The organism is Pseudomonadota bacterium (assembly GCA_039193195.1).
Classification (GTDB): domain Bacteria; phylum Pseudomonadota; class Gammaproteobacteria; order Steroidobacterales; family JBCBZW01; genus JBCBZW01.
Genome location: JBCCWS010000040.1, coordinates 33,559 through 53,081 on the forward strand (window position 1 = coordinate 33,559; position 19,523 = coordinate 53,081).

A 19,523-nucleotide genomic window follows, 5' to 3' on the forward strand; every position below is an offset into this window, starting at 1 on the left:
GAGGGCATACATGAGGGCGGCGTTGCTGGACATTCGGTCGCACTTCGCTAGACTGGCGGGCCTTCGGAGAGGTGGCCGAGTGGTCGAAGGCGCCAGATTGGAATTCTGGTATACGGGTCTCCCGTATCGTGGGTTCGAATCCCACCCTCTCCGCCATCCCATCGTTTTGCCTGGGCGAGCGCGCGCGTTCCAGGTCACCTCGTCTGCTGTCGTCGCTGCTGCCGTACGCTTCTTACGGCTGATACGTGGGGGATATAGAGCCGCAGGAGGCGGTGCCGTGAAGCCTTACCTACGTTCAGAGTCAGCTAGCGATTGCGGCCAAAGCCCTTGCGCCGCGTAGCGTACCCAGCCCCGGCCGGTGCCGCGGCAGCGGATACTAGACGCCGCCTTGCTCGCAGCTACGTGATCGGTTTGATCATCGTGGCCTCGGCTGTGACCAGCACCTTCTTCATCCTGAGCGCGCTGATATCCGCGCAGAGCGAAAGTGCCTGGCTGATCAACATCAGCGGCAGGCAGCGCATGCTCTCCCAGCGCATCGCCCTGCACACGGTTCAGCTTGCTCGGGAGCCGCAGCCATCGCGCGCTACGACTTTGCGGGACGAGCTCGATCACGACTTGGCCCTGATGCTCAGTTCCCATGAGGCGCTGGTGGCTGCGAGCGGCGGTCGTGAGCGCATGTCTGCTGAGCTTCGAACTCTATACTTCGATCGCATCGACGCGGTCGACCCCGCCGTACAGGCCTTCTCGAGAGATGTGCGCGCGTTGCTGGCGATGGACGGGCAGGACGAGCGCATCGAAGCGGCAGATGCGCTCACGCGGAGGGCGAAGTCCTCCCTGTTAAACGGCCTGAACGCGGTCGTCCTGCAGTTGCAGGTGGAGGCCGAGGCGCGCATTCGCTTCCTTGAGCGTCTGGAGTTCGCCGTCTACCTAGTGACTTTGCTCGGTTTGGCGGCGGAGGCGATATTCGTGTTCCGTCCCACGCTGCAAGAGCTGCACCGCAGGGCTCGGGAGCTGGATTTATTGAGCTACCAAGCGAGTCACGATGAGCTGACCGGACTACCCAACCGCCGCTACTTCCTCGACTTTGCGGACACGACGCTCGCTGTGGCAGCACGCAAGGGTCACCACACGGGCGTGCTTCACATCGACTTGGATGGCTTTAAGTCCGTGAACGACCACTTCGGTCACGCTGTGGGCGATGAAGTGCTGCGATGGGTGGCGCATCGCCTGCGCGACACGGTGCGGGGAGGGGATTTCCTGGCGCGACTCGGGGGAGATGAGTTCGTGCTCCTGGTGGCGGACGTGAAGTCCGCTCTGGAACTGGAGCGGTCGGCCGCGCGCTTGCTCGATGCCCTGGAGGCATCCCCCCAACCGCCTTCGGGGGCGGCTGGTGCCGGTGCCAGCATCGGCCTAGCGCTGATGGCGCCCGGCGAGCGCTCGATCGAGCCGCTCCTGCAGCAGAGCGACCGCGCCCTCTACCGGGCCAAGTCCGCGGGCAAGGCCCAGTGGAGCTGGAGTACTCACCAGGCGGCGCCGAGCCCCGAGCATGGATGAACCGACAAGCCTCGCGCAAAAGATCAATGGTGTCCTGACGCCCGTCGCCGATAGTGTTTCATCGGTCATCTTCTACTCGGTGGAGGTGTTCGGCGTCGCGCTCCCCTTGGTGGTGGTGTGGTTGATGGCAGCGGGCGTGGTGCTCACGCTGGCGAACCGGTTCGTCAATGTCCGCGGCTTTGTACACGGGTGGAAGCTGGTGCTAAAGCCCCAGTCCCACGTCGACTCGCCCGGTGAGATCTCCCACTTTCAGGCCCTGTCCGCGGCGCTCTCTGGAACGGTGGGGCTCGGCAACATCGCGTCCGTCCCCGTGGCGATCACGCTCGGTGGCCCAGGTGCCATCTTCTGGATGGTTCTGGCGGGGTTCTTCGGCATGTCGGCCAAGTTTGCCGAGTGCGCATTGGCAGTGAAGTACCGGCGCGTGCTTTCTGACGGACGGGTGCTCGGTGGGCCGATGCTCTACATCGAGGCGGTCTTCGGGCGTTTGGGTATGAAGACTGTGGGAAAGGCCGCTGCGGTGTTTTTCGCCGTGATGACCTTGGGGGCATCAGTCAGCATCTTCCAGGTTAATCAGTCTCATGCGCAGTTCGTCAACGTCACTGGCATTTCCGCGCCGATAGTCTACGGCGTGATCATGGCGAGCGGTGTCGCATACATCATCTTGGGTGGCATCAAGCGAATCGGCGCAGCCGCGCAGGTGATCGTGCCTGGTATGGGCCTGCTGTATGTGGGATCAGCGCTGTTGATACTAGTGCTGAACGCTGACGCTCTCCCCGCTGCGGTGCAGACTATCCTGCGCAGCGCTTTCGGTTTGGACGCGGCTGCCGGCGGCATCGTGGGCGCATTGATCAACGGCATGAAGCGGGCCACCTATTCGTCGGAGGCCGGTGTGGGATCGGCCGCTATCGCCCATGCGGCCGTGCGCACGAAGGAACCGATGACCGAGGGTTACGTGGCCTTGCTCGAGCCGTTCATCGACACGGTCCTCGTGTGCACGCTTACGGGCCTGGTGGTTGTGGTGACGGGCGTCTACGAGCCGTACCTCTTCCAGCCGGATGTGGTCGGCATCGAGATCACCTCATCGGCATTTGCCGGCACCTTCTCCTGGTTTCCCTACGTGCTGCTCGTCGCCTCGGTGCTCTTTGCCTTCTCGACCTTGGTTTCATGGGCGTTCTACGGCAGCCAAGCGGCGGCGTACCTGTTTGGGCCGAGCCGCACCACCGACGTCGTGTTCAAGCTCGTGCTGTGCCTGTTGCTCTCAACCGGTGCTGCGGTGTCGCTGTCCGCGATTATCGACTTCATTGACTCGATGTTGTTCGGAATGGCGATCCCCAATGTCATCGCCCTGTACCTACTGCTGCCGGAGCTGCGCCGAGATGTCGCGTCCTATGAGGTGCGCGCAGGACTGAGGCGCGAGGGCTCCTGAGCCGCCCTGCCCCGGCGCCTAGATCGAGCGCAAGAAGGCGAGCAGCGCCTTGCGCTGCTGTGCGGGCAGCTGCCGGTAAGCCTCGCGGCTCCCATCGGCTTCTCCCCCATGCCAAAGGATGGCCTGCTCAAAGCTGCGTGCTCGTCCGTCGTGCAGTAGGCGTAGCTCGCCGTTCACCACGGGTAGCAGGCCCAGGCCCCACAAGGGTGCGGTCCGCCACTCGCGGGATTGTTCTCTTCGACCTTCGCCGTCACCCAGCGCGGGTCCAAGGTCATGTAAGAGCAGATCCGTATAGGGATAGATCGTGCGCTTCGCGCTAGCATCGACTGGGTCCGACGCCTCTAGGGTCGGGCGATGGCACGAAGCACAGCCTATTGCCTCGAATAGGCTTTGACCCACGCGGTACAGTGGGTGCTCGACACGGGCGGCTGGTGGAGCGAGTAGACGTACGTAAGTCACGAGCCGTGAGAGCGCCGCGGGGCTCACCTCTCGCGGAGTCTGCAGTCCCATGTCCTCGCGCAGGGCGCCTGCGATTTGTGCCTTGAGGGACGTTTGACTGGCCCGCCAACCGAATCGACCTAACTGCCGATTGGTCGGATCGCCCTGCCAGCTGGCGCGACCCGACACACCATCACCGTCCTGATCGTGCGGATCAGCCCACTCGAGGATCGTGCCCACGGGCACGCCCTCGAGTAGCCCCAATCCGACCAGCGCGGGGGGGATGCGGGGGCCTAGTGTCAGTGGCGCGTCCACCTGTGCGGCCCGTAGCGTGTATCGAGGGCGCAGGAGTGCGTAGGGACTGCCATCCGCTAGCTGGCCGTTGAGCTGCTTATAGGTAACGCTCACCCACCCCTCTCCCGCGCCTAGCAACGAACGCTCTTGGAGTTGTGGGCCGAGCGGTAGGTGCTGCCCGCCGTCCGCTCTCTCGAGACGGTAGATCAGCGGCGCGGAGCCATTGTCTGGGGCGCCACGACCGTCGCGGAAGTGACAGTCCGCACAGGCACTCGCGTTAAAGTGCGGTCCGAGTCCTTGGGACTGCGTCCAGGATCGGTTGAATAGCGCCTTACCGTGAATCACCTGCAGGAACTGCTCGGTGTCGGCATGTGGCAGGGCGTGGCCGAAGGCCTTATCAGAGACAGCAGGCCGCTGCGGCGTATGCGATTGCATCCCTTGTGTTCGTAGCGGGGAAGACGCACCTAGAGATTCAACTAGTAGTATGAAAATCAGCGACGCTGCGGAGGGTGTGGACGTGTTAACGAGGGAGTGACGGGGACTCACGGGATGCGCTCCTGGTGAGCCGCTAGCGGGCGCCCCTCCTGGGACATCCGCCAGCGGAGTGGGGCTAGTTCGCGGCTTCGTCGATGATCACGAGTTGCGCTGCTGAGCTCTGCACCCTGACCGCTTCGAAGCCGGCGTAGGGGTAGCGTGGCGTCTCGGTGCTCGCGACCTCCTCGATCACGACTTGGTCGCCGTTGCCGAGGTGGAGGCCAGCTACGGAGACTGACGACTGACCGTCGATCCGCATGGCGTGGCGGCAATTGCCGGATGGGGTCTGATCGAAGTCGTCTTCAAAGAGCGTAGGATCCTCGATGTCACCTCCGGGTATCGGTTCGACATCGATGATGATGCCGCCGGGGCCGCCACCACCACCGCCACCACCAGGTGGGTCACCGTCGTCAGGTTCGCAGAAGCCGCCGAGGTAGCAGATCCACGGGCTCACCAGCATCCCGTCGGAGACCACGAGTACGCGGTAAGCAGGATCGGGGCTCGAGGTGAACTCCACTGACGCGGAAAAGCCCTGGTCGCGACCGACGATGTTCAGGGGGGCAATGTCGTCGCCTTGGGAAACGGGGTTGAAGCGCAGCGTGTCGCCGGCCTCGAGATCGGCTAAAAACTCCGCACGCCAGGACTTGCTGTTCTGCGGCAAACGGGTACGGAAACCGTCCTTGCCGGCGTCGCCAAGTTGGCGCACGCGCAAGAGGTCGCCACCGGGGCTGACCGCCAGCGTGGCGGTGCCGACAGCTTGGTGGGGCATCTGCTTGTAGATGACCATATCGTTGGGTGCGCTCTGGGCGGCCACGGCGAGTGCACCCAGGGCGAGTGCGAGGGCTGCTGTTTTCATTGTTAAGTTCCTGTGTGTTGCTGCTAGCGCAGGGCGCACTGATTGCGCGTTCTGCGGTAGGGAATTCGCCCAGGCGGGCGAGCATCTGACAGCAATCGGACGAGCGGACCTACGTGCTGCTGTACAACATGGCCTGGGCAACCAATGGGTGCTTAACCCGGGCCGGCGAGGTAGGCTCCCCCCGAGGAAATCGCGTCGGAGGGAAGCACGTGGCGGAGAAGCTTGCAGGCAAGGTATTGGTGGCGCAGGGCGGTGGCCCGACGGCGGTGATCAACCAGAGCCTTGTGGGGGTAGTGCTCGAAGCGCGTAAGTTCGGCCAGATCAGCCGGGTCTACGGCGCCATGCACGGTGTTGAAGGGATCGTGAACGAGCAGTTCATCGATTTGACACGCGAGACCACGCACAATCTGGAGCTGGTGGCACAGACGCCGAGTTCAGCTCTGCTGTCAACTCGGGTGAAGCCCGATGCCGACTACTGTGCACGCATGTTCGAGGTATTACGGCGCCACGGCATCCACTACTTCTTCTACATCGGTGGCAACGATAGTTCGGACACACTGCGCATCGTCAATCGCCAGGCGCAGGAGGCGAGCTACCCTCTGCGCTGCGTCCACATTCCGAAGACCGTCGATAACGACCTCGTCGAGAACGATCACACGCCTGGCTTTCCGTCGGCGGCTCGCTTCGTAGCGAACGCCTTCCAAGGCATCAATCTTGATAACCGTGCGCTCCAAGGGGTCTACATCGGCGTCACCATGGGGCGTCATGCAGGTTTCCTCACCGCTTCGAGTACCCTGGCGAAAAAGTACCCAGATGAGGGACCTCACCTCGTTTACCTGCCGGAGCGCGAGTTCGACATCGATAGCTTTCTTGCCGACGTCGATGCCACGATGTCCGCGCATGGGCGCTGCATAGTGGCGGTCTCCGAGGGCATTCACGATGGGGAGGGCACGCCGATTACGCGCACGCTCAAAGACACGGGCGTGGATGACCATGGCAACGTGCAACTCTCGGGAACAGGGGTGTTAGGTGAGTTGCTGATGGATCAGGTGAAGGCACGATTGAAGATCTCACGCGTGCGCGCGGACACCTTCGGCTACCTGCAACGTTCCTTCGCTGGCTGCGTGTCCGATCGCGACGCCCGCGAGGCGCGGGAGGTGGGCGAGAAGGCGGTGCAGTACGCCATGTGGGACGACGTCGACGGCTCCGTAGTCATCCGCCGGCCGGTGCTCGACTACGGCGTTGACTACGAAATGGTGCCGCTGGAGGCGGTGGCGGCGAAAACTAAGACCATGGCAGATGAGTACATCAACGACGCCGGCAACCAGGTCACAGCGGCGTTTCATAGCTACTGCCGTCCGCTGATCGGCTCGAGCGTGCCGCGTCCCTATCGCCTGCGTGCGCCAATCGTTGACGCTGCCGCGTCGGGGTAGCGCGCGCCAACGGCGATGCTTGTGAATCGCGTAAACCGCTTCGGCGCGAGCTGCGAATCGCTTGGGGAGCCCACCCAGACGGAGCCCTCTCCATGCAAGATCCCAAGTCGCGCGTTGCCAATCACTCGGCCGACCGACGACGCCAACGGACAGGCTTCGAGTTCGAGATTCTCACCCGACTACCCAATCTGTATGCCGCCACCCTGGTCATCCCTCTGGTCTTCGCGCTGACGGCGCGGATCATGCCGGGTGGGGGCGCGGTAGAGGAGATCACCCGGCAGACGGCGATGGCGGACATTATCGCGGTGGCTGGCTGGCTCACCTGCTGGTCCCTGCTGTTCGCCCTCACCATTGGCTGCTTCACGGTTTACGTGATGAAGGGGCCGGCGCGCGTGGCTGACTCCTATCCCATACCTAGTCGCGAAGACGATCCTCCCACCGAGGGCGGTGGACCCTAGTGCTGATAGTCCCCTACGCTTTCCACAGGCGCTGCATCAACAAGAAGGTGTAGCTCGCGGACCAGGTGATCAGCGACAGTCCCGCCACAGCTTCCATGCCAGCGATCAACCGCAAGGGGCCGTGCGGCACTAGGTCGCCAAAGCCGACAGTGGTGTAGATCATCGCCGAGAAGTAGATGAAGTCGAGCATCCCTTCGGCGCCCCCGGCGATGCCGCCGATCCCGAGCCCCTCGGTCATCGCAAAGATACCGAGGCCGAAGATCCAGATCTCCAACACGTGGACGGCGAGCAGACCGAGCATGTGCAGCAGTAGCACGCGCCGGCTAGCGGCGTGATGGCTGAGACGGAGCATCAAGAGGTTGAGCGCCTCGAAGTGGACCAACACACAGAGGCCGGTCAACGCGGCACTGATCAAGGCGGCGGTAAGCGCTTGCATAGCGCTATCCTAAGAGCATTCGCCTCACGGGGCGAGCCGCTGCTTGCGGCCTCGTTTCAGCGCATGCGGTTCCAGGCGTCGAGGGCTGCGATCTTGTAGGCCTCGGCCAGCGTGGGGTAGTTGAAGGTGCTCTCCACGAAGTAATCGACCGTCCCTTTGAAGTGCATCACGGCCTGTCCAATGTGGATTAGCTCGGTCGCGCCTTCGCCGATGATGTGCACGCCGCGCAGGCGCCTGTCACCCAAGGAGAAGAGCAGTTTCATCATGCCGTTTCGCAGCCCCATGATCTGACCACGGGAGGTCTCGCGAAAGCGCGCGATACCCACCTCATAGGGTTCGCGTCGCTCGCGCAAGGTCTGTTCGGGGTCGCCGCAGGTGGAGATCTCGGGCACGGCGTAGATGCCGTAGGGGAAGTGCTCCGGTGGGGCGGCGTGGTGCGCATCGAAGGCGTGGCACACGGCGATGCGCCCCTGCTCCATCGAGGTGGAGGCGAGGGAGGGGAAGCCGATTACATCGCCGGTCGCGTAGATGTGGGGGACCTCGCACTGGAAGGTCTGAGGGTCCGTGCGCAGGCGTCCTCGATGATCGGTTTGCAGGCCCGCCTGCTGCAGCCCCAGCTGGGACGTGGCGCCCTCGCGGCCAGCCGCATACAGCACCATGGCTGCGCGCACGGTGCGACCGTTGTCGAGGTGAACCTTGCAGATTTCTTCGTCCTTTGCGGGCCCGACGATAAGCTCGGTCTTCGCACCAAGATGCAGCTGTACGCCGCGGTCACGCAGCTGATGGATGAGCTCTGCGATGAGCTCCTGATCGATGAAATCCAAGACCTGATCGCGCGGGTCGATCAAGGTCACCGGTATGTCGAGCGCGCTGAAAATCGTCGCGTACTCCACGCCGATCACACCGGCGCCGATCACGCACAGAGACGGGGGTAGGGCGTGCAGCTGCAGAAGATCATCGCTATCGACCACATGGCGCCCGTCGAAGGGCACCTCATTGGGGCGGTAGGGCCGGGTGCCGACGCATACTAGGAAGCGATCGGCGCTGTAAGGTGTATCGCTGCCATCGTCGCTGTGAACGGAAATGGTCGTGGCGTCGATGAAGCGTGCGGTACCCTGCCGCGTGCATACGCGGTTGCGTGCGAATTGGTGCTCCAGCACTTCGACTTCATGCTCGAGTGTCAGATGCAGACGCTGCTTGAGGTCTTCGGCGCCGATGTCCTGCTTTACGCGATAGGCGCGCCCGTAGAATCCGCGTTCGCGCCACCCCGATAGGTTCATGACGGTCTCGCGCAGGGTCTTAGAGGGGATCGTACCCGTGTGGACTGAGACCCCCCCAACACGCAAGTTCTTCTCCACCACGAGGACGCGCTTGCCCAACTTGGCTGCTTGAATAGCTCCCCGGCGACCCGAGGGGCCGCTGCCGATAACGATGAGATCAAAGTGCTCTGGGACCATGGAGGCGCTCCGACGTCAACGGGTGAAACCGAACTAGACTCAGGGCTAACTAGTGAAGCGAAGGCGACTGGCGTGCACCGGGAAGCAGGCGGCGGTTCGGATGTTCAGTTCGTGCATCGCACCAGAAACTGAGCACGAGTTCACACGGGTAGCGCAGCAGTCGCGGGCCCCGCCATCGACCACACCACCGGCAACGCAGGCGAACCACGAGCTTTCGACACGGACTTGGTGGCGCTGCCGAGCGGCGGCGACCAAGCATCGGCCTTCGTGCAGAACAGCGGTACTGCCTTGCAGTACACAGGTGTGCTGCTCAACGTCGGCGCTGGCGTCGACAACATCTTCATCAAGGTACAGAACCAGGACGCGGACGATCAGTTCGAGCAGGCGGGCTGCTACGTAGGTAACAATATCAACGGCTTTGGGCTTGGGTTCTTCGCTCTCGAGGAGGCCTTCGATAGCGCTCAGATGACGGCGACGCGATCGGGCTCTGACGTGGACGTCACGCTGACCAATGTGGACGGAGGCAGCAAGGCCGATCAAACCTACGTGTGTTCGGGGGCACCGGCGCCGGAGGGTGACGGTATCGGCGTTCACGGCTTCGCGAGCCTGGCGCTGGTCGAGACTTTGGCGACGGCGCTCAGGTGCTCGACACGTTCTCTTACGCGGGGCCGCTCTCCGCTAGCGGCAACTGGGCGGAGTTGGATCCGGGCATGACCGCCAACGGCAGTAGAGCGTCGGGTGGCTCTTTCGCTCGTGCGATCTTCATGGGCGAGGGCGGTGGCGGCGCGTAAGCGGCACCTTCAATCTGTTCAACTTCACTCAGGGCGTTCAGTTTCATGTGGACTCCCCCTATCGGTCTTTCCCGGACAGTCCTGCTTCGACTACCGCCACGGGTTCCTTCCGCTCGATCCCTCGTACGCCCGCGCCCCGCCCCGCGGTGAACCCTCGAGCGCCTCGAAGGCGAGGTCTTCCAGGAACGGTCTCAGGGGCGCAGAAGCGCTCATGTCGGGAGGCTGGTACAAAGATGCGCGGACTCCACCTTGCTACAAAAAGCTTTAGGTCAAGAGCCTAAAGTAGGTCCAAATGACAAGGCTCGCCGTCGAGCTACGGCAGGGCAAGGGAGCGAGCCCCTCACGGGGTGGTCATTCGCTCGCCGGCGGTGCACAATCGACAGTTCATACGTCATAATTTGTGGTGCGCTGCACATACGGGTTTTCCGAAGGCGGCATCCGTCGTATCGCGAATAGTGATCGATTGCACGTACTGGTGATATGGCGCAACGGCACGGGGGGGTCCCGGCCGCGACACCACTCGCCTCCGGGAGGATGAAAGTCACATGGATCAACCCACTACGATTACGCCGGAGGTGGCGCTCGCCTCCGTCACGGAGCGCATTACCGTGCGCCAACGCTACGACAACTTCATCGGCGGCAACTGGGTGGCCCCCGCCGAGGGTCGTTACTTCGACAACGTAAGCCCTCTGACCGGTCGTCCGGTCTGCCAGGTCGCTCGCTCCTCTGCTGCCGATGTCGACAAGGCGCTAGACGCCGCCCATGCCGCGCGCGATGCCTGGGGGCGCACGTCACCCACGGAACGTGCTGCGCTTCTGCTGAAGATCGCCGACCGCCTGGAAGCGAACCTGCCGGACATCGCCACCATCGAGACCATCGATAACGGCAAGCCGATCCGTGAGACCACGGCGGCCGACCTGCCGCTTGCGGTGGATCACTTCCGCTACTTCGCGGCGTGCATCCGGACCCAGGAGGGCTCTCTGGCTGAGCTCGACGACGACACGGTGGCGTACCACTTCCACGAGCCCCTCGGGGTGGTGGGTCAGATCATCCCCTGGAACTTCCCGATCCTGATGGCCGCTTGGAAACTGGCCCCGGCGCTAGCAGCAGGCAACTGTGTCGTGCTGAAGCCCGCGGAGCAGACGCCCTTCGGCATCCTGGCCGTCATGGACCTCATCGCTGACATCTTGCCCCCTGGTGTGCTCAACATCGTCAATGGCTTCGGGGTGGAAGCGGGCAAGCCGCTGGCCTCCAGCCCGCGCATTGCCAAGATTGCGTTTACCGGTGAGACCACTACCGGCCGTCTGATTATGCAGTACGCGTCGGAGAACCTGATCCCGGTTACCTTGGAGCTTGGCGGCAAGTCGCCCAACATTTTCTTCGAGGATGTGCTCGACGCGGACGACGACTACTTCGACAAGTGCCTGGAAGGCTTCGCCATGTTCGCCCTCAACCAGGGTGAAGTGTGCACCTGCCCGTCGCGCGCTTTGGTACATGAGTCGATCTACGATCGCTTCATGGAGCGTGCCGTGGAGCGGGTAAAGGCCGTTCGCCAAGGTAACCCCCTGCAGGCTGACACCATGATAGGTGCCCAGGCGTCCAACGATCAGCTGGAGAAAATCCTGAGCTATATCGACATCGGACGCCAGGAAGGGGCCAAGGTGCTCACGGGCGGCAACCGCAACCGCCTCGGCGGCGAGTTCGACGACGGCTACTATGTCGAGCCCACCGTGCTGGAGGGCCACAACAAGATGCGCGTCTTCCAGGAAGAGATCTTCGGTCCGGTGCTCGCCGTGACCAAGTTCTCCTCTGACGAGGAAGCACTGGAGATCGCTAACGACACGCTCTACGGTCTCGGCGCCGGCGTGTGGAGCCGCGACGGCAACCGTGCCTACCGCTTCGGTCGCGGCATCCAGGCCGGTCGGGTGTGGACCAACTGCTACCACCTGTACCCGGCGCACGCCGCGTTCGGCGGCTACAAGCAGTCGGGTATCGGTCGCGAGAATCACAAGATGATGCTCGATCACTACCAGCACACGAAGAACCTGCTGGTAAGCTACAGCCCGAAGGCGCTCGGATTCTTCTGATTCGGGAGCCATCGAAGGCACAACGCGGTCGCGGGGGCCTTGCCTCCGCGGCCGCTTTCTTATTGGGAGAACGGAAGTGACTGAACGAGTCGCGATGACCGAAGCCGCTGAGGCGCTGGTGCGCAAGCTGCAGGCCACCCACGGGGACTTGATGTTCCATCAGTCTGGGGGCTGTTGCGATGGCAGCGCGCCCATGTGCTACCCCTTAGGGGAGTTCAAGGTGGGCGCTAGCGATGTGCATCTGGGCGACGTTGCCGGCTGCCCCTTCTACATGAGCGCGTCCCAGTTCGAGCGCTGGGCACACACTCACTTGACGGTAGACGTGGTACCCGGGCGCGGGGCGGGGTTTTCGCTTGAGGCACCAGAGGGCGTTCGCTTCCTCCTGCGCTCTCGCGTGCTGACCGAAGAAGAGCAGACGGCGCTTAATCCCTAAGCGATCGTCGTCATTAGGCGTCGGCTCCGCCAGGGGAGGCTGACGTCGGCAACCTCGTTCTATTCCTAGGCGCTTACGTAGGTGCCAGGGGCGTCCTCAAGGGCGGGTAGCTTCTCCGAGCCTGGTTGACGGGCGGACACCTGTCCGCCAGAGCGAACTTGCAGCCACGCATCCCAGTGCGGCCACCAGGACCCGTCGTGGCGCTCGGCGCCAGCCTTCCATGCCTCAACGGACGGCGGTACGGCGTCGTTGGTCATGTAGAAGTACTTGTTCGCCGACGGTGGGTTGACCACCCCAGCGATATGGCCGGACCCGGCCAGCATGAAGGTTACCGGGCCGCTGTAGTGCTCCGTGGCCTTGTAGACGGAGGGGTAGGGCGCGATATGGTCGTCGACGGAGGACTGTAGGTAGACAGGGATACTCACCCGTCGAAGATCGATAGGCACGCCGTCGAGCTCCAGCGCATCAGGCTGCACGAGGCGATTGTGCAGGTACATGTTGCGCAGGTAGTACATATGCATTGCTCTCGGCATGCGCGTCGCGTCCGAGTTCCAATAGAGCAGGTCGAAGGCCTTCGGCTTCTCACCCAGTAGGTAGTTGTTGATCACAAAGGACCAGATCAAGTCATTGGCGCGCAGCATGTTGAAACTGCCGGCCATGGTGGCACCGTCCAGGTAGCCGCGCCGTTCCATCTGCTGCTCGAGCATGTCGAGCTGTGCGTCATCAATGAACACGCCTAGCTCGCCGGCCTCGCTGAAGTCCACCTGGGTGGTGAGGAAAGTGGCAGTCGCGATGCGCTCGTCGTTCTCCGACGCCATACGCGCCAGGGTAGCAGCGAGTAGCGTGCCGCCGATGCAATAGCCAACGGCGTTTACGCGGCGCTCGCCCGTCGCCTGCTCCACCGCATTCAGTGCCTCCATGATGCCCAAGCGCATGTAGTCGGCGAAGTCGATATGGGCGAGGGAGCTGTCGGGGTTCACCCAGGAGATTACAAACAGGGTGTAGCCCTGACCCACGAGCCAGCGGATGAGCGAGTTGTCCTCACGTAGATCGAGGATGTAGTACTTATTGATCCACGGCGGCACGATCATCAGAGGTGTCTTGTGTACCGTCTGCGTGGTCGGCGTAAACTGCAACAGCTCGATGAGGTCGTTGCGAAATACTACTTTACCGGGCGTCGTGGCGACGTTCTTACCCACCTCAAAGGCCGAGCTGTCCGTCATGCTGATCCGCAGCTGGCCCTGCTCGGGGGAGAAGTCCTCGAGCAGATTGGCGAGCCCGCGGCGTAGGTTCGCGCCGCCCGTCTCCAGCGTCTTGCGCACCACTTGAGGATTGGTAAAGGGCACGTTGTCAGGGGATGCGGCACTGGTGAGCTGACCCAGCCAGAAGCGCGCTTGCTCTGCTTCCTTGCCTTCGAAGTCCGGCGTCTGCGCGACAAGGGATTCAGCCGCCTCGGCGGCGAGAAGGTAGTGCTGCTTGAGTAGGTCGAAGGGGAGGCTCTCGGCCCACGCGTCGTCGCGAAAGCGTCGGTCGCCGCGCGCCGGCTCGCGCACGGGCGCTGGTTTGAGCCCAAGGGTTCGGCCGACCGCGTAGGCACCCAGGGCGCCTACGCCAGCGGCGTACTTCAGCGGCATTTTGACCAGCAAGTCAGGGTGCTGCGCCAGGTGCGCGGACAGGCGCCGTGCCGGCTTGGTGAGCCCGTACAGTGACTTCAACGATGGCGGCTTCGGGGTCTTCACGAGCACGTTCTCCACGGCTAGATCCTCAGGCCGCCGTCGATGGCGATGTCGCGGCCAGTGAGGTAGTCGTTCTCAAAACAGAATCTTACCGTGTGAGCGATCTCTGCCGGATCGCCGAGGCGCTTGCAGGGGATCTTCGCTGCCAGCTTCTCCAGCGCTTCAGGTTTGACCGCAGCCACCATGGGCGTGTCCGAAAAGCCGGGGGAGATGGAGGCCACTCGGATACCGTAGCGCGCCAACTCCTGGGCCCACACAACGGCGAGCGAGGCCACCCCCGCCTTAGCGGCGGCGTAGTTGCTCTGTCCCATGTTGCCCGCCTTGGAGATGCTGGCGATGTTCACGATCACGCCTTGGCTCTGCGAGTTGATCATCTGCTTAGCAGCGCCGCGACCCATGAGGAACACTCCAGTGAGGTTGACGTTGATCACCGCTTGCCAGGCATCGAGCGTCATCTGCGAGACGATCTCACCGTCCCTTGCCTTTACCAACAGACCATCGCGGGTGATGCCAGCGTTGTTGATCAGCCCATGAAGGTTGGACCCGAAGTCTCTCGCGATGCTCGCGTAGAGGTCATCTACCGCGGCCTCGTCAGCGATGTTGGCCGCGTAGGCTTTGGCGGGGGTGTTCAGATTGTCTGCGACGGACTGGGCGGCGTCCTGATCCAGATCGACCAGCGCGAGGTGCGCGCCAATGCCCGAGAGCTCTTGGGCCATCGCCCGCCCAAGTCCGCCGGCCGCGCCGGTGATGATGATGAGTTTGCCGTCGAGTTGCACGGGCGTTTCCTTGTCAGCTAATCGTTTTGTTCGTCCGAGTCGGGGGCGGCGTCGGGCGGTGGCTTGGGCCCGCGGCCGGACCAGGCATCAAAGATCGAGCGCTGCATCGAGATCCAGCTGCTGAGCGAGCGTTGCGCGGCCTCGGTCAGCACTTCCGCAGGGTGACTCATGGCTTTGGCATCGGCGCGCCAACGTTCGGCGATTTCCGATTGATAGCGTTCGAAGGCTGCGAGGCTGGCGTCGAGGTAGTTCGAGGCCATCTGTTGCAGCGGGTTGTGGCCGAGGCGGATCAGGGATTCGAGGAAGGCTTCCGAGAGCAGCACGCGGCCGGGGGATTCCTGTTCCAGCAAGATCTGGAGGAGGATCGTACGGGTGATGTTCTCACCGTTGGTGCCATCTTCTACCTGGATTTGCTCACCCGCGCCGATCAGTCGGGCGAGCTCCTGAAGGGTGATGTTGCGTCGATCCACCGTGTCGTAGAGTCGACGATTCTTCTGCTTGCGTATGAGGCGCATCGTCAGCCCCCTCAGCGCCGTGCCGGCGTGACCGGCCCGGCGCGGGGATTGTTACGGACTTAGGCGTTGCCTTCGGGCGTGACCACATCGGCCCAGGCGCTGAAGGCCTTGTGACTGGCGTCGTTGACCTGCGCGATGATCTTCTCCGCGCTGGCGCTCACTGTGTCCAGCAGCTCACGTTGCTGCTGCAGGCGATCAGCGAAGAATTCAGCCGGTTCGGTCTTCTCCGGCAGGCGCATGGCGCGGACGCCAAAGTCGACCAGCTTCTCGGCGGTAGCCGCCTGCTCGCGTAGGATCTCGCTGGTGGCATCGAGGTAGATGCGGCTCACTTCCTGCGTGCGAGAGGCCAGGTCTGGGTAGCCCTTGAGGAGGGTGTCGAACTCGAAAGGGGCGGTGCTCATGGTGAGGCTCCTGAGGTTGTTGGGAGACGTTCCGTGGACGTCAGATACAGCCTATCACTTTTATGTGCGCCGCACAATATAGATGCGGTAACTACTGATTAAAAAGGAAAACCCGCAGTGTGCAGTGCACGCTGCGGGCTTTGCGGAAGCCAAAATGCGCAACGCGTCAGTACATGTGTTGTCCGCCGTTAATAGAGAGGGTCGATCCGGTTACGAACCCGGCCTCATCCGCCACCAGAAACAAGACGCCGCGGGCGATCTCATCCGCATGGCCAAGGCGCCCCACGGGGATCTTGGCGATGATCTTCTCCAGCACGCGCTCGGGCACGGCAGCGACCATGTCGGTATCGATGTAGCCCGGGGCGATCGCGTTGCAGGTGATGCCCTTCGCTGCGCCTTCCTGGGCCAGCGCCTTGGTGAAGCCGTGGATGCCCGACTTGGCGGCCGCGTAGTTCACCTGGCCGTACTGACCGGCCTGTCCGTTGATGGAGCCGATGTTGACGATGCGCCCGAAGTTGCGCTCCCGCATGCCTGGCAGCACGGCGTGGCACATGTTGAAGCAGCCGCCGAGGTTGGTGTCGATCACCTGCTGCCAATTCTCGTGACTCATCTTGTGCATGGTGCCGTCACGGGTGATGCCGGCGTTGTTGATCAGGATGTCGGTCGGCCCGAGATCGCGCTCGATCATGGACACCCCTTCCGCACACTGGTCCGAATTGGCCACGTCGAAGCGGAAGGTGGCGATGCCGGTCCGGTTGCGGAACGCTTGCGCACGTTCCTCATTGCCTGCGTACACGGCGGCTACCTTGTAGCCAGCCTGCTTCAGGCCCAGGCAGATCGCTTCGCCGATGCCCCGCGTGCCGCCAGTGACGATTGCTGTCTTACTCATAGGGAAACCTCTCCGTTCACGAGCTAGGGAATCAGTCCCGTTCGATGCACACGGCGATGCCCATGCCGCCGCCGATGCACAGGGTGGCCAGACCGCGTCGTGCCTCACGTTTGATCATGGCATGGACCAGCGTGGTGAGGACGCGAGCACCGGAGGCCCCGATGGGGTGTCCGAGCGCGATGGCACCGCCGTTCACGTTGACCTTACTAAGATCCCAGCCAAGGGCATCGTTGACCGCGATGGCTTGAGCCGCGAAGGCCTCGTTGGCTTCGATCAGATCGAGCTCGCCAATACTCCATCCGGCTTTCTCGAGCGCGCGGCGCGACGCGGGGATCGGACCTGTGCCCATCAGATTAGGATCCACGCCAGCGGTCGCCCAGGAAGCGATGCGTGCCAGTGGCACCATGCCGTGCCGGTGCGCATACTCCTCGTGCGTCACGACCAAGGCAGCGGCGCCGTCGTTCAGGCCCGAGGCGTTGCCAGCGGTGACAGAGCCCTCTTTGTCGAAGGCGGGGCGCAGCCTCGCAAGCCCCCCGGCTGTCGTTTCCGGACGCGGAAACTCATCGGCGGACACTACGGTGACGCCCTTGCGACCTGGCACCTCGACAGCCACGATCTCATCGGCGAATGCGCCGGCTTCAATGGCCGCCGACGCCTTGTGTTGAGAATCGGCCGCGAACGCGTCCTGGCGTTCGCGATCGATCTCGTAGGCCTTCGCCACGTTCTCGGCGGTCATGCCCATGTGCATGCCACTGAACGCGTCCTGTAGGCCATCCACGAGCATGCTGTCGACGAGAGTCGCTGGGCCCATCTTCACGCCGCCTCGCAGGTGACTCACATGGGGTGACCCGCTCATGCTTTCCTGGCCACCGGCCACTACCACATCTGCGTCGCCGGCGATGATGGCCTGGTGGGCGAGGGCGACTGCGCGTAGGCCGGAGCCACAGATCTGGTTGATCGTGATCGCTGTGCGCTCTTTGGGTACTCCCGCGTTGATGGCCGCTTGGCGGGCGGGGTTCTGACCCGCACCGCCGGTGAGGACTTGCCCCAGCGTCACCTCGTCGACGAGTTCTGGCGCGCAACCAGCGCGTTCGAGCGCCGCGCGTATGGCGATGGTGCCGAGCTTGTCGGCGGACAGCGTCGCCAGGCTACCGTTGAAGTTTCCGATCGGCGTGCGTGCAGCGCCGACGATCACTGAGTTGGGCATGGCATCCTCCGTTCTCGATGCGCCATCTTCGGCGCCCTAGCCCTTGTTTAAGCGATTCTCGACGAGGTCGCTGACGACGGCGGGTTCCGCCAGCGTAGAGACATCGCCGAGGTTATCGGTATCGTTAGCAGCAATCTTACGCAGGATGCGGCGCATGATCTTGCCGGAGCGCGTCTTGGGTAGGCCGGGCGCGAACTGCACTAGATCTGGCGCCGCTATGGGGCCGATCTCTTGGCGAACCCAAGCGCGCAGCGCCTTGGTGAGCTCCGGCGAGGGCTCAAGGCCGGCGGCGAGGGTCACGTAAACGTAGATCCCTTGCCCTTTGAGATCGTGCGGGTAGCCAACCACCGCTGCTTCCGCGACTGCTTCGTGAGCCACCAGGGCGCTTTCGACTTCAGCGGTACCCATTCGATGCCCGGATACGTTGACGACGTCATCCACGCGACCCGTGATCCAGTAGTCGCCGTCGCCGTCGCGTCGTGCGCCGTCACCGGTGAAGTAGCTGCCCGGATAGTTGGTGAAGTAGGTGTTGACGAATCGCTCGTGATCTCCGTAAAGCGTTCGCATTTGTCCTGGCCAGCTGTCTTTGATGACGAGGATGCCATCGGCGTCTCCCTCCAGCTCATTTCCTTCGTTATCCACTAATGCCGGCTTTACGCCGAAGAACGGTCGTGTGGCCGAGCCTGGCTTTTGCGCCGACACGCCGGGCAGGGGCGTGATCAGCACGCCGCCTGTCTCCGTTTGCCACCAGGTGTCAACGATGGGGCACATCGAATTGCCAACGGCCCGGTGATACCAGTCCCAGGCCTCCGGGTTGATGGGCTCACCGACCGAGCCGAGCAGTCGCAGGGTCTTTCGGCTGCTGTTCGCCATGCACGTTTCGCCCTCGCGCATCAGCGCACGAACGGCCGTAGGCGCGGTGTACAGCTGGGTGATGCCGTGCTTGTCGATGATCTGCCCAAAGCGCGAGTAGTCGGGGTAGCTCGGGACGCCCTCGAACATCACCGTCGTGGTGCCGTTAGCGAGCGGGCCGTAAATGATGTAGCTGTGACCCGTTACCCAACCGACATCGGCTGTGCACCAGTACACGTCACCTTCCTGCGTATCGAAGATGTACTCGTGTGTCATGGAGGCGTAGACCATGTAGCCACCGGTGGTGTGCAACACGCCCTTGGGGCTGCCGGTGGAGCCGGAGGTGTAGAGGATGAACAAGGGTGCCTCGGCCTCCATTGGCACCGGCGGGCAGTGCGGGGAGGCCTTAGACACCAGGTCGTGGTACCAGCGATCGCGGCCCTCTTCCCACGCGATCTTGCCGTGCGTGCGCCGCACGACCACAACGTGTTCGACCGAGTCGACGGACGCTAGCGCCGCGTCGACGCTAGCCTTCAGGGGCACTCGCTTGCCTCCGCGCATGCCCTCGTCTGAGGTGATGACCAGGCGTGAGCCGCAGTCGGCGATGCGCCCGGCGAGGGCTTCCGGTGAGAAGCCGCCGAAGACCACCGCGTGGGGTGCACCGATGCGGGCGCAGGCCAGCATTGCGACAGCGGCCTCGGGAATCATCGGCAGGTAGATCGTGACCGGATCACCCTTTTCGATACCGAGGTCCTGCAGGGCGTTGGCGAAGCGGCAGACGCATTGGTGGAGATCGCGGTAGGTGATGTGCTCGTGTTCGCTGGGATCATCACCTTCCCAAATGATCGCGACCTGGTCTCCGCGCTCCTCTAGATGGCGATCGAGGCAGTTCGCCGCCGCGTTGAGCTTGCCATCCTCAAACCAGCGTATCGACACGTTGGCGGGACCGA

Annotated in this window: 18 protein-coding genes and 1 tRNA gene; 8 read left to right on the plus strand and 11 right to left on the minus strand. The window is 63.2% G+C overall.

The window, feature by feature from the left end:
* Nucleotides 1-65 precede the first annotated feature (65 nt).
* From AAGA68_21825 to AAGA68_21835, 3 genes are all read left to right on the plus strand, one after another.
* Nucleotides 66-156 (plus strand) — tRNA-Ser (locus AAGA68_21825).
* 246 nt (nucleotides 157-402) lie between these two features.
* The gene (locus AAGA68_21830; GenBank protein MEM9387709.1) at nucleotides 403-1,554 is read left to right on the plus strand and encodes a diguanylate cyclase; all 1,152 of its coding nucleotides are present in this window, start codon (nucleotides 403-405) and stop codon (nucleotides 1,552-1,554) included.
* On the plus strand, nucleotides 1,547-2,980 hold the full coding sequence (locus AAGA68_21835) for an alanine/glycine:cation symporter family protein (GenBank protein MEM9387710.1): 1,434 nt from the start codon (nucleotides 1,547-1,549) through the stop codon (nucleotides 2,978-2,980). The genes AAGA68_21830 and AAGA68_21835 overlap by 8 nt, the downstream gene beginning before the upstream one ends.
* Nucleotides 2,981-2,998: 18 nt before the next feature.
* On the opposite strand, the gene AAGA68_21840 is transcribed toward AAGA68_21835, so the two are convergent.
* Entirely contained in the window at nucleotides 2,999-4,147 is a 1,149-nt protein-coding gene (locus AAGA68_21840) for a di-heme oxidoredictase family protein (protein MEM9387711.1), read from the minus strand.
* Nucleotides 4,148-4,322: 175 nt separating this feature from the next.
* Nucleotides 4,323-5,102: a hypothetical protein gene (locus AAGA68_21845; GenBank protein ID MEM9387712.1), complete on the minus strand. Its 780-nt coding sequence runs from the start codon at nucleotides 5,100-5,102 to the stop codon at nucleotides 4,323-4,325.
* A 209-nt stretch (nucleotides 5,103-5,311) separates the two neighbouring features.
* On the opposite strand from AAGA68_21845, the gene AAGA68_21850 reads away from it, so the two are divergent.
* Both AAGA68_21850 and AAGA68_21855 read left to right on the plus strand, forming a co-directional pair.
* Complete coding sequence (locus tag AAGA68_21850) at nucleotides 5,312-6,535, plus strand: 6-phosphofructokinase (GenBank protein MEM9387713.1); 1,224 nt, start codon at nucleotides 5,312-5,314, stop codon at nucleotides 6,533-6,535.
* Between the two features lie 92 nt (nucleotides 6,536-6,627).
* The gene (locus tag AAGA68_21855; GenBank protein MEM9387714.1) at nucleotides 6,628-6,993 is read left to right on the plus strand and encodes a hypothetical protein; all 366 of its coding nucleotides are present in this window, start codon (nucleotides 6,628-6,630) and stop codon (nucleotides 6,991-6,993) included.
* Between the two features lie 13 nt (nucleotides 6,994-7,006).
* On the opposite strand, the gene AAGA68_21860 is transcribed toward AAGA68_21855, so the two are convergent.
* Both AAGA68_21860 and sthA read right to left on the minus strand, forming a co-directional pair.
* Nucleotides 7,007-7,429 (minus strand): potassium channel family protein, encoded by a 423-nt coding sequence (locus AAGA68_21860; protein MEM9387715.1) that lies wholly within the window; start codon nucleotides 7,427-7,429, stop codon nucleotides 7,007-7,009.
* A 56-nt stretch (nucleotides 7,430-7,485) separates the two neighbouring features.
* Nucleotides 7,486-8,886 (minus strand): Si-specific NAD(P)(+) transhydrogenase, encoded by a 1,401-nt coding sequence (gene sthA / locus AAGA68_21865; protein MEM9387716.1) that lies wholly within the window; start codon nucleotides 8,884-8,886, stop codon nucleotides 7,486-7,488.
* A 228-nt stretch (nucleotides 8,887-9,114) separates the two neighbouring features.
* On the opposite strand from sthA, the gene AAGA68_21870 reads away from it, so the two are divergent.
* From AAGA68_21870 to AAGA68_21880, 3 genes are all read left to right on the plus strand, one after another.
* The gene (locus tag AAGA68_21870; GenBank protein MEM9387717.1) at nucleotides 9,115-9,600 is read left to right on the plus strand and encodes a hypothetical protein; all 486 of its coding nucleotides are present in this window, start codon (nucleotides 9,115-9,117) and stop codon (nucleotides 9,598-9,600) included.
* A 622-nt stretch (nucleotides 9,601-10,222) separates the two neighbouring features.
* Nucleotides 10,223-11,764: an aldehyde dehydrogenase gene (adh, locus tag AAGA68_21875; GenBank protein ID MEM9387718.1), complete on the plus strand. Its 1,542-nt coding sequence runs from the start codon at nucleotides 10,223-10,225 to the stop codon at nucleotides 11,762-11,764.
* 94 nt (nucleotides 11,765-11,858) lie between these two features.
* The gene (locus AAGA68_21880) at nucleotides 11,859-12,197 is read left to right on the plus strand and encodes a DUF779 domain-containing protein (protein ID MEM9387719.1); all 339 of its coding nucleotides are present in this window, start codon (nucleotides 11,859-11,861) and stop codon (nucleotides 12,195-12,197) included.
* Nucleotides 12,198-12,262: 65 nt separating this feature from the next.
* Here AAGA68_21880 and phaC read toward each other — a convergent pair whose 3' ends face one another.
* From phaC to acs, 7 genes are all read right to left on the minus strand, one after another.
* Complete coding sequence (gene phaC / locus AAGA68_21885; GenBank protein MEM9387720.1) at nucleotides 12,263-13,951, minus strand: class I poly(R)-hydroxyalkanoic acid synthase; 1,689 nt, start codon at nucleotides 13,949-13,951, stop codon at nucleotides 12,263-12,265.
* A 2-nt stretch (nucleotides 13,952-13,953) separates the two neighbouring features.
* Nucleotides 13,954-14,709 carry an SDR family oxidoreductase gene (locus AAGA68_21890; protein MEM9387721.1) on the minus strand — a complete coding sequence of 252 codons (756 nt, stop codon included), beginning with the start codon at nucleotides 14,707-14,709 and terminating at the stop codon, nucleotides 13,954-13,956.
* 17 nt (nucleotides 14,710-14,726) lie between these two features.
* Nucleotides 14,727-15,224, minus strand: a complete 498-nt coding sequence (locus AAGA68_21895) for a polyhydroxyalkanoate synthesis regulator DNA-binding domain-containing protein (GenBank protein ID MEM9387722.1) — start codon at nucleotides 15,222-15,224, stop codon at nucleotides 14,727-14,729.
* Between the two features lie 59 nt (nucleotides 15,225-15,283).
* Nucleotides 15,284-15,625: a hypothetical protein gene (locus AAGA68_21900; GenBank protein MEM9387723.1), complete on the minus strand. Its 342-nt coding sequence runs from the start codon at nucleotides 15,623-15,625 to the stop codon at nucleotides 15,284-15,286.
* A gap of 166 nt (nucleotides 15,626-15,791) precedes the next feature.
* The gene (phbB, locus tag AAGA68_21905; GenBank protein MEM9387724.1) at nucleotides 15,792-16,514 is read right to left on the minus strand and encodes an acetoacetyl-CoA reductase; all 723 of its coding nucleotides are present in this window, start codon (nucleotides 16,512-16,514) and stop codon (nucleotides 15,792-15,794) included.
* Between the two features lie 31 nt (nucleotides 16,515-16,545).
* The gene (locus AAGA68_21910; GenBank protein MEM9387725.1) at nucleotides 16,546-17,721 is read right to left on the minus strand and encodes an acetyl-CoA C-acetyltransferase; all 1,176 of its coding nucleotides are present in this window, start codon (nucleotides 17,719-17,721) and stop codon (nucleotides 16,546-16,548) included.
* Nucleotides 17,722-17,757: 36 nt separating this feature from the next.
* On the minus strand, nucleotides 17,758-19,523 hold a 1,766-nt coding region (gene acs, locus AAGA68_21915; GenBank protein MEM9387726.1), incomplete at its 5' end, for an acetate--CoA ligase.